The following is an 8,550-nucleotide window of genomic DNA, read 5'->3' as shown; positions in this document are numbered from 1 at the left end:
CCCGGAAGGTGTTGTTGTTCTAGGGTCGGCACTCGATGGATGACGAGTGGAGTGATGAGCTCGGGCCGCCTGGCGTCTCGGTGCGATCGGTGGAGCAGTTGGTCGGGGGGTTCGCCAACAGCACCTGGCGGGTGACGCTGGCTGACGGCGAAGTCGTGGTCGTGAAGTCCTCGAGCAGTGCGCCGGACGGGCTTTTCGCCGTGGAAGCCGCCGGCTTGGAGGTACTGCGCGGCGCTGGTCTGCGGACGCCGACTGTGATTGCTGTCGGCGCGAGATCGTTGACGCTCGAGGCACTGAACTCCAGCACCTCGGACACCGCTGAGTTCTGGGAAGCGGCTGGCCGGGCTGTGGCCGGACTGCACGGCAGGACCTCGCCCAGATTCGGCTGGGAGAGTGACGGCTGGCTTGGCCGGCTTCCGCAGGAGAACGGCTGGGACGACGACGGGCATCGGTTCTTCGCGACCCGCCGGATCCTGCGGTACCTCCGGGAGCCGAAGACCCGCCAAGCGCTCGATGCCGCCGACCTCGCGGGCCTGGAGCGACTCTGCGACCGCCTCGGCGACCTGCTTCCCGCGGCGCCGGCGGTTCTCACGCACGGCGACCTCTGGAAGTCGAACGTCATCGCCACCCCCGACGGCGAGCCGGTGTTCATCGATCCGGCGGTGAGCTGGACCTGGGCCGAAGTCGATCTGAGCATGGCCTACTGCACCGGCGGTATCCCCGAGAGCTTCTTCGCCGCCTACCACGAGATCCGGCCTCCCGAGCCGGGCTGGCGCGATCGCCTGCAGTTGCTGAATCTTCGCGAACTGCTCAGCGTCGTCGCTCATTTCGGTCCGACCGGGGACTCTGTCGCGCGGATCCGTGGCGTCCTGAAGCGGTTCTCCTGAGCCGCTACTCCCTGCACTCGGGGGTAGTAGTCGGTGACACGCCGTTACGGACGGCCGTGCGGGCGCGTTGACGGAAAGAATGAGAGCAGTCCGTTCAGATGCGCGCTGAATTTGACAACTATTTTCATTAACGGCAGGATTCCACCGGCGACCACTCCTCGTCGGAGCCCCCTCACCGTGAAGGAAATGCGGATGTCCGAAGCTCTGAACAGACGAGGATTTCTAGGCCTGACCGGCGCCCTGGCCATCGGTGCCCTGGCCGGTTGCGGCGCTGACGAGACGGCCGCGCAGCCGAAGCAGGGTGGCCGGCTTCGTGCGGTGTTCGCCGGCGGTGGCGCCAAAGAGGTCCTCGACCCCCATGAGCAGAGCTTGTTCGTCGACATCGCGCGGCACAAGGCGATGTTCGAGAAGCTGGTCGAGCTCGGGCCGGACCTGAAGCCGGTGCCCCGGCTCGCCGAGAAGTGGGAGCCGGACGCGCAGGCCGCGACCTGGCGGTTCACGTTGCGGGACGCGACCTTCCACGACGGCCAGAAGCTGTCCGCCGAGGACGTGCTCTACAGCCTGGCCCGGATCGCCGACCCGACCGCTCCCGAGCGGGTCGCCCAGTCCTCGCTGGCATCGCTCGACATTCGCCGCTGCAAAGCGATCGATCAGCGAACGGTCGAGCTGACGCTGTCCGCTCCCAATGCCGAGTTCCCCGCGCTCTTGGCCGGAATCGGCACGCAGATCGTCCGCGACGGCTTCAAGGACCCGACGAAGCCGATCGGTACAGGCGCCTTCAAGTTCGTGTCGTTCGAGGCCGGTCGGTCGATGGTGGCCAGCCGGTACGACGACTACTGGGACGGCGCGGCGCGGATCGAGGAGCTCCAGATCCTCTCCGCCGACGCGGAGGCCCGGGCCAACGCGCTGCAGGGCGGCCAGGCGGAGTACGCGAACGAGATGACTGCGACCTTCGCCCGGACCGCCGAGGCCGGCAAGACGGTCAAGATCGTCGCAGCGAAGGGCAGTACCACCCAGGCCTTTGTGATGAAGGTGGATCAGCCGCCGTTCGACAATCCCGACGTACGGCTCGCGTTCAAGCTGCTGGCGGATCGGCAGCGGCTGGTGGACGTGGTGCTCGCCGGTCGCGGGATCGTCGGCAACGACCTGTTCGGCAAGGGATTCCAGTACTACGCCGAGCTGCCGCAGCGAGAGCGCAACGTGGAGGAGGCCAGAACCCTGCTGAAGAAGGCCGGCGTGCGCAACAAGGAGGTCGAGATCTTCACCTCGGACGCCACGGCCGGATTCGTCGAGGCGGCCACCTTGTTCGCGGAGCAGGCGGGCGAGGCCGGGCTGAAGCTGAAGGTGACCACCGGCAGTGCGCAGACCTATGCGAAGGACCTGCTCACGAAGGGGGCGATCGGGAGTCACCGGTCCGGCGCGATGCCGATCCCGCAGTACATCACCGATCGGTTGCTCTCGAAGTCGCCGTTCAACGTGACGCACTGGCGGCGACCCGCGTTCGATGCCGCGTTCGCGTCCGCGCAGGTGCTGACGGACGAGGCTGCCCGGGCGGCGAAGTACGGGGAACTGCAGAAGACGCTGCGGGATGACGGCGGAATCCTGGCCTGGGGGCATCCTGACTTCCTCGTCGCGGTGTCGTCGAAGGTCCAGGGGGTCGAGGCGGTTCCGCCGAACACCCTGGACTCGGCCCGCTTCGACAAGGTGTGGCTGGCCTGAATGCGGTCGTATGCCGCCCAGCGGGCTGCATTGGCGATTCTCCAGCTGGCAGCCCTGTCCGTCCTGGTGTTCGTACTGACGGCGTTGCTGCCTGGTGATGCCGCGGACATGCGGTTCACCGAGACGCTGACGCCCGACCAGGTCGCGCGGCTGCGGGAGCAACTCGGTCTCGACGAGCCCGCGTTCGAACGCTTCACCCACTGGTTCGGGAACGTGCTGAGCGGCGACCTCGGTACGTCGCTGATCAGCGGCGGGCCGGTTCTCGACATCGTCAAGGCGTCCGTCGGGGCGACCCTGGTGCTCACTCTTGCCACCCTGGCTGTGGTGATCCCGCTGGCCGTTGCCCTGGGCATCTTGATGGGCACGCGGGAGAACGGACGGCTGGACCGCACGCTCACCTCGATCACCCTGGGGCTGAGCGCGATTCCCGACTTCGTCATCGCGGTGGTCCTGGTCGCGCTGTTCTCCCTGAAGCTCGGCTGGTTGCCGGCGACCTGGGTGGGCGGCTCGCTCCTGGCCAGTCCTGCCTTGTTGGTGCTGCCGGTTGCAGTGCTGCTTGGGCGGACGGTCTGTCTGCTCTCGCGGCAGGTCCGGGCGGGCACGATCAACGCGCTCCACGCGGACTATGTGGTGCAGGCTCGTCGCCTCGGCGTCCCGCGCAGACGCTTGCTGCTCAGGCATGTCCTGCCGAACGCGGCGGTGCCAGGGGTCCAGGAGTTGGCGCGGACCGGGGACACCTTGCTCGGTGGGGTTCTCGTGGTCGAGGCGATCTTCGCGATCCCCGGCTTCGCGACCGCGTTGGTGGATGGTGTCGAGACTCGTGACGTGCCGGTCGTCCAGGGCCTCACTCTCGTACTGGCGGTCGCGGCCCTCCTGATCAACCTCGGCGCCGACCTGGTCTGCAACCGTCTGGTCCCACGGACGGAGCTCCTGCGATGAGAGCCCGTACTCCGCTTGTCGTGTCAGCTGCGCTCGTCCTGATTCCTTTGCTGGTGGCGCTTTTCGGCCCTCTGCTCAACCTCGACAGTCGGCCGGGCCTGCCATACGAGAGCGGCTCCGGTCATCCCCTGGGCACTGACGGTCTCGGCCGCGACGTGCTCGAACTCTTGTTGGTCGGCGGCAGAACTGCACTCGGCATGGCCCTCGGTGCGGTTGCGATCGCCTATCTCCTGGGCGGTGTGATCGGCCTGGTCGCGGCGTCCACCCGGCATCGATGGATCGACGAGCTGTTGATCCGGCCGCTGGACGTGCTCCTGCCGTTGCCCTCGTTGCTGGTGATCAGCGTGGTCGCGGTCGGCTGGCGCGCCTCGCCGCTGGCGATCACGTTGGCCGTTGCCATGGTCAACGTTCCGACCGTGGCGCGATTGGTGCGGGCGGCGGCGTTGGAGGCGGCGAGTGGGCCGGTTGTCGAGGCGTTGCGGATGCAACGGGAGAGCTGGGTGGGGATCCACCTGGGCTATGTCGGTCGCGCAGTACTGGGTCCGGTGGCGGCCGACGTGGGGACCCGGATCACGCTGGCGGTCTTCCTTGTCGCGTCGGTGAACTTCCTCGGGCTCGGGTTGAGTCCGACCGCGCCGGACTGGGCGGTCAGCGTCTCCCGAAACCGGGAAGGTCTGCTGCTGCAGCCCTGGGCAGTGTTGGCGCCCGCGCTGATGCTGGTTGCGTTCACCCTCGGCTTCAACCTGCTGGCCGACCGCCTGGTACATCGCACCCGCCGCCTGGTCGAGGTGGACCGATGAAGCCGATCGTCAGGGTGAGCGGTCTCGCCGCGCGCGCCGGGGAATCCATCCTGATCGACGGGGTGAATTTCGAGGTCTGGCCAGGACAGGTGACCGCCCTGGTCGGCGCATCCGGCTCTGGCAAGACAACGTCAGCACTGGCGCTGCTGGGCGAGCACGGCGACGGTGTCAGCTTGAGCGGTCAGGTAGAGGTCGACGGCGATGTTGTTGTCAACAGCAACGGTCCGACGGCAGCGGCCGCAGCGGTCCGCGGCCGGGTAGTCGCCTACATGCCACAACACCCAGGCAGCGCCCTCAACCCAGCCCGCCGAATAGGCACCAGCCTCCACGAGCTAGCAAAACTCCACGCCGGCGCGACCCGCGCGGCCGGGGAGGCGGGCAACGCGAGCGGGCTTCGGGGGGCAGGCGGGGTGGTCGGGACCATCGTCGCCGAGGCGTTGCGGGGTGCGCAGTTGCCGGATGATCGCCCGACTTTGCGGCGGTTTCCGCATCAGTTTTCGGGTGGGCAGCGGCAGCGGGTTGCGTTGGCGCAGGCGTTGGTTTGCCGGCCGCGAGTGTTGGTGCTGGATGAGCCAAGTACCGGGCTGGACTCCATCACCCGCCTGCAGTTGGTGTCTGAGTTGGAGGAACTGGCTGAGCAAGGGCTTGGGATCTTGTTGCTCAGTCATGATCTTGACCTGGTTCGCGCCCTGGCCCAGCACGTCGTAGTACTGGCGGCAGGACGGGCGATTGAGTCCGGTGGCCCGGAGATTCTGCCAACGGCACCGCGACCCACCGGTGCAAAGGGAACCCCGGCGCTCGCCGAACCGTTGCTCCAGGCAATGAACCTGTCCGCGTCGCTGCGTCCCCGCGGCCGTGACCCGATCCTGCGGGAGGTCGATCTCGCCGTGGTGCCCGGTGGCTGCCTCGGCATCGTCGGCCGGTCCGGCAGCGGCAAGACCACGCTCGCCCGCTGCCTGGCGGGCCTGCACGAGCGCTACACCGGCCGGATCACCCTCGCGGGCCAGGACCTCCCAGTACTACGGAAGCGCACACCCGAGCAGAACCGCAGAGTCCAGTACGTCTGGCAGGAGGTCCGCGGCTCCTTCGACGAACGCCTACCCGTGGACGAACAAGTAGCCCGTACTGCGCAACGCCTGCGCGGCCTGGATCGTCAGACAGCCCGGGCCGAGGCGGTATCCACACTCGCCCGGCTCGGTGTCTCCGCGATGATCGCGTCGAGACCGCCGAGCCGCTTGTCCGGCGGAGAACTCCAGCGGGCTGCCCTGGCGAGAGCGCTGCTCGCACGACCCGACGTACTGGTGTGTGACGAGATCACCACCGCACTCGACGAGCACGGCACCGGGCTCGTGATCGACCTACTGACCGAGCTGACGGCTCAGGGAACCGCGCTGGTGTGGATCAGCCACGACCTGGGCCTCGTCGCCGCCGTCTCCGACCACGTGCTGGTGCTCGACGCCGGCCGCGTGGTCGAGCAGGGCCCACCGGCCACCGTGATGAACGAACCGTGCATCGAAGTGACCCAGCGGCTGGTGAGGGCCGCCCGGGTCGGGCACGAACCAGAAGAACCTCCGCCCGTGCTGACCAGTTGTGCCGACACGAGGAGCGAACCGCAGAGATGAAGCCTTCCCGACTGCACGATCATCTGGCGGAGGCGATCAAGGATCCGGACCCGATCCGGATCGGCGATGACCTGATCTGCCTGCGGTTCGAGACGATGAAGGTGTACTCCGCGCTGGGTGCCGTCCGGCATCTGCTGGACAGCGGCGCGGTGAAGCCCGGCGACACCCTGATCGACAGTTCCAGCGGGATCTATGCGCACGCGCTCGCGCTGGCCTGCCACCGGTACGGGATGAAGTGCCACATCGTCGGCTCGACCACAGTGGATCGCACCCTGAAGATCCAGCTGGAGATTCTCGGCGCGACCATCGAGCAGGTGCCGTCGTCGAACAACCTGCAGCTCGACCAGAACCTCCGGGTCCGCCGGATCGCGGAGATCCTGCGCGACAACCCGACGTACCACTGGATGCGGCAGTATCACGACGACATCCACTACCTCGGGTACCGCGCGGTCGCGGATCTGGTGGACGAACTCGTCCCCACTGGGCCGCTGTGTCTCGTCGGGGGAGTCGGCACGGGTGCCTCCACCGGGGCGATCGCTGAGTTCCTGCGGGATCGCGGGCGGGATGTGAACCTGGTCGGCGTGCAGCCGTTCGGCAGCATCACCTTCGGCGCCGGGCACACCCAGGACCCGGAGATGATCATCGCGGGGATCGGCAGCTCGATCGAGTTCCGCAATGTCCGGCACGAGCTGTACGACCGGCTGCACTGGATCTCGTTCGAGTACGCGATGTCTGCTGCCGTGGACCTGCTCCGCACCTCTGGGGTGTTCGCCGGGCTCTCGGCTGGCGCGGCGTACCTGTCCGCCCTGTGGGAGCACAACTGCGACAGCAGTCGCAAGCACGTCTTCCTCGCGGCGGACACCGGCACCCGGTATGTCGAGTCGGCTTTTGCCCGTCATGCCGAGGCGCGGCCGATGGCCAGCATGCAACCGCGCGAGATCGAGTCGCTGGACGAGCTGGCGGTGCCGTGGTCGGCGATGTCCTGGGACCGGCGGGAGTCGGCCTGGGCGGAGCGCCACGAGTTCCCATCTGCGACCCCGTCGCATTAATGTATGAGCGTGACGGGGTATGTGCTGCTGCCGGAGTTGTTCACGGCAACGGAAGTCGAACGGCTGCGGGACGTGGCCGAGCGAGTGCATGCCACGGTCGTCTCGGCGGCGGAGTCAGGCGGGACCACGGTGACTGTCTGGCCCGACGGGCACCGGCTGGAGCAGATCGACGGTACGACGATCCACTGGGAACCGGATGCGCCCAGCAAGGCGGTGCGGAGTCTGGCGCCGGTCGCGCAGTTGGACCCGGCCCTGGACGCGCTGTGGACGGACTCCCGGCTGACCACGCCGATGAGCTCGATCCTGGGCACACCCGAACCGTCGCCGTTCGTGTCGAAGCTGAACTTCAAGCGGGCCGGGGTCGGCTCGGAGTTCGCCTGGCACCAGGATTTCCCGTACTGGTACGGCTGCGCCGGCGACGCGGCGTACGAGATCGCGACGGCGATCGTGATGCTGGACGACAACACCGTACGGAACGGCGCGATGACGCTGATCCCGGGCAGCCATCGGCGGGGTCCGGCGCCGCGGGATCCGCTCGATCCCACCGGTCTGCTGGTCGATCCACGCTCCGTCGACGCGGCCGAGGCGGTGACGGTCGTGGCGCCGGCCGGGTCCGTGCTGATGTTCCCCGGTCTGATGGTGCACCGGTCCGCGCCAAACCGGACCGCGTCCGATCGCCGGTCGTTGCTGTACTGCTTCCAGCCTGCAGGTCGTCCCGAGTTGTCCGCCCTGACCTACGACCCCGAAAGGCTGGCCGATCTGCCATGACCGCTTCCGTGGCTTCGCTCACCTCCTCCGCTCTCGCCGGAGAACTCGGACCGGCACCTGCCGAACTGTCCGTGACCAGTGCCTTCTGGTTGCACCACACCACGCGGCTCCCGGGAGCCGACGTCACCTATCGCAACTACTACGTGTTGCTGCGGGTCGGCGAAGTCTTCGGCGCCTGCTCCTTCGAGGCCGGCGACCTCGACCCAACCATCTGCGAGCAGACGTCGGGCTTGTCGCTCGACAGCGTGATCGCCGATGCCCCGCTGCCGGTCCGGATCGCCGCCCTCGACGCCTACCTGGCCTCCGTCCAGCCCCACCATGTCGACCCGCGAGCTGAGGAAGTAGTCCTTCCAGCCGGTACTCCGGATGTTCGCGCGAGAGCACGTGATGCCGCGGTCGCCGGACTGCTGGACGTCCGTGAGGGCACGAAGGTCGCGTTGATCGGCGTGGTGAACCCGTTGGTGGACGCGATCACCGAGCGCGGCGGAATCTGTCTGCCGTGCGACTTCAACCTCCGCGAGACGGCTTCCGGACTCCCGGTTTCCCGCGACATGACGGAGGTTATCGATGCCGCCGACGCCGTCGTGGCGACCGGAATGACCTTGAGCAACGGGAGTTTCGACGTTCTCCTTGGTCGTTGCCGTGAGCAACACAAGCCGCTGGCGGTCTATGCTCAGACCGGAAGTGCGGTGGTTCGCGCCTTCCTCGGGGCCGGTGTCACCGCCCTGTCCGCCGAGCCGTTTCCCTTTTCCCAGTTCAGCTCCCG

8 protein-coding genes are annotated in these 8,550 nt (G+C 67.7%); all 8 read left to right on the top strand.

All coding sequences use genetic code 11. The features are described 5' to 3' along the window. Nucleotides 1-35: 35 nt before the first annotated feature. Complete coding sequence (locus tag VFG33_RS40955) at nt 36-887, top strand: fructosamine kinase family protein (protein ID WP_325058442.1); 852 nt, start codon at nt 36-38, stop codon at nt 885-887. Nucleotides 888-1,079: 192 nt separating this feature from the next. Continuing rightward, nucleotides 1,080-2,606, top strand: a complete 1,527-nt coding sequence (locus VFG33_RS40950; RefSeq protein WP_325058441.1) for an ABC transporter substrate-binding protein — start codon at nt 1,080-1,082, stop codon at nt 2,604-2,606. After that, the gene (locus VFG33_RS40945) at nt 2,607-3,545 is read left to right on the top strand and encodes an ABC transporter permease (protein WP_325058440.1); all 939 of its coding nucleotides are present in this window, start codon (nt 2,607-2,609) and stop codon (nt 3,543-3,545) included. Continuing rightward, the gene (locus tag VFG33_RS40940; protein WP_325058439.1) at nt 3,542-4,345 is read left to right on the top strand and encodes an ABC transporter permease; all 804 of its coding nucleotides are present in this window, start codon (nt 3,542-3,544) and stop codon (nt 4,343-4,345) included. The genes VFG33_RS40945 and VFG33_RS40940 overlap by 4 nt, the downstream gene beginning before the upstream one ends. After that, entirely contained in the window at nt 4,342-5,967 is a 1,626-nt protein-coding gene (locus tag VFG33_RS40935; protein ID WP_325058438.1) for an ABC transporter ATP-binding protein, read from the top strand. The genes VFG33_RS40940 and VFG33_RS40935 overlap by 4 nt, the downstream gene beginning before the upstream one ends. Next, nucleotides 5,964-7,016 (top strand): pyridoxal-phosphate dependent enzyme, encoded by a 1,053-nt coding sequence (locus tag VFG33_RS40930; protein ID WP_325058437.1) that lies wholly within the window; start codon nt 5,964-5,966, stop codon nt 7,014-7,016. The genes VFG33_RS40935 and VFG33_RS40930 overlap by 4 nt, the downstream gene beginning before the upstream one ends. A 9-nt stretch (nt 7,017-7,025) precedes the next feature. After that, the gene (locus VFG33_RS40925; RefSeq protein ID WP_414673023.1) at nt 7,026-7,784 is read left to right on the top strand and encodes a phytanoyl-CoA dioxygenase family protein; all 759 of its coding nucleotides are present in this window, start codon (nt 7,026-7,028) and stop codon (nt 7,782-7,784) included. Then, on the top strand, nt 7,781-8,550 hold a 770-nt coding region (locus tag VFG33_RS40920; RefSeq protein ID WP_325058435.1), incomplete at its 3' end, for a Rossmann-like domain-containing protein. The genes VFG33_RS40925 and VFG33_RS40920, both read left to right, overlap by 4 nt.

It is taken from the genome of Kribbella sp. (genome assembly GCF_035687465.1).
GTDB lineage: Bacteria > Actinomycetota > Actinomycetes > Propionibacteriales > Kribbellaceae > Kribbella.
Note: the sequence above shows the minus strand (reverse complement) of the source record. Positions and strands in the feature narration are given on the sequence as shown.

Coding starts and splice junctions, on each gene's coding strand:
- VFG33_RS40930 (WP_325058437.1), top strand. CDS start 5,964: ATGAAGCCTTCCCGACTGCACGATCATCTGGCGGAGGCGATCAAGGAT.
- VFG33_RS40945 (WP_325058440.1), top strand. CDS start 2,607: ATGCGGTCGTATGCCGCCCAGCGGGCTGCATTGGCGATTCTCCAGCTG.
- VFG33_RS40940 (WP_325058439.1), top strand. CDS start 3,542: ATGAGAGCCCGTACTCCGCTTGTCGTGTCAGCTGCGCTCGTCCTGATT.
- VFG33_RS40955 (WP_325058442.1), top strand. CDS start 36: ATGGATGACGAGTGGAGTGATGAGCTCGGGCCGCCTGGCGTCTCGGTG.
- VFG33_RS40950 (WP_325058441.1), top strand. CDS start 1,080: ATGTCCGAAGCTCTGAACAGACGAGGATTTCTAGGCCTGACCGGCGCC.
- VFG33_RS40935 (WP_325058438.1), top strand. CDS start 4,342: ATGAAGCCGATCGTCAGGGTGAGCGGTCTCGCCGCGCGCGCCGGGGAA.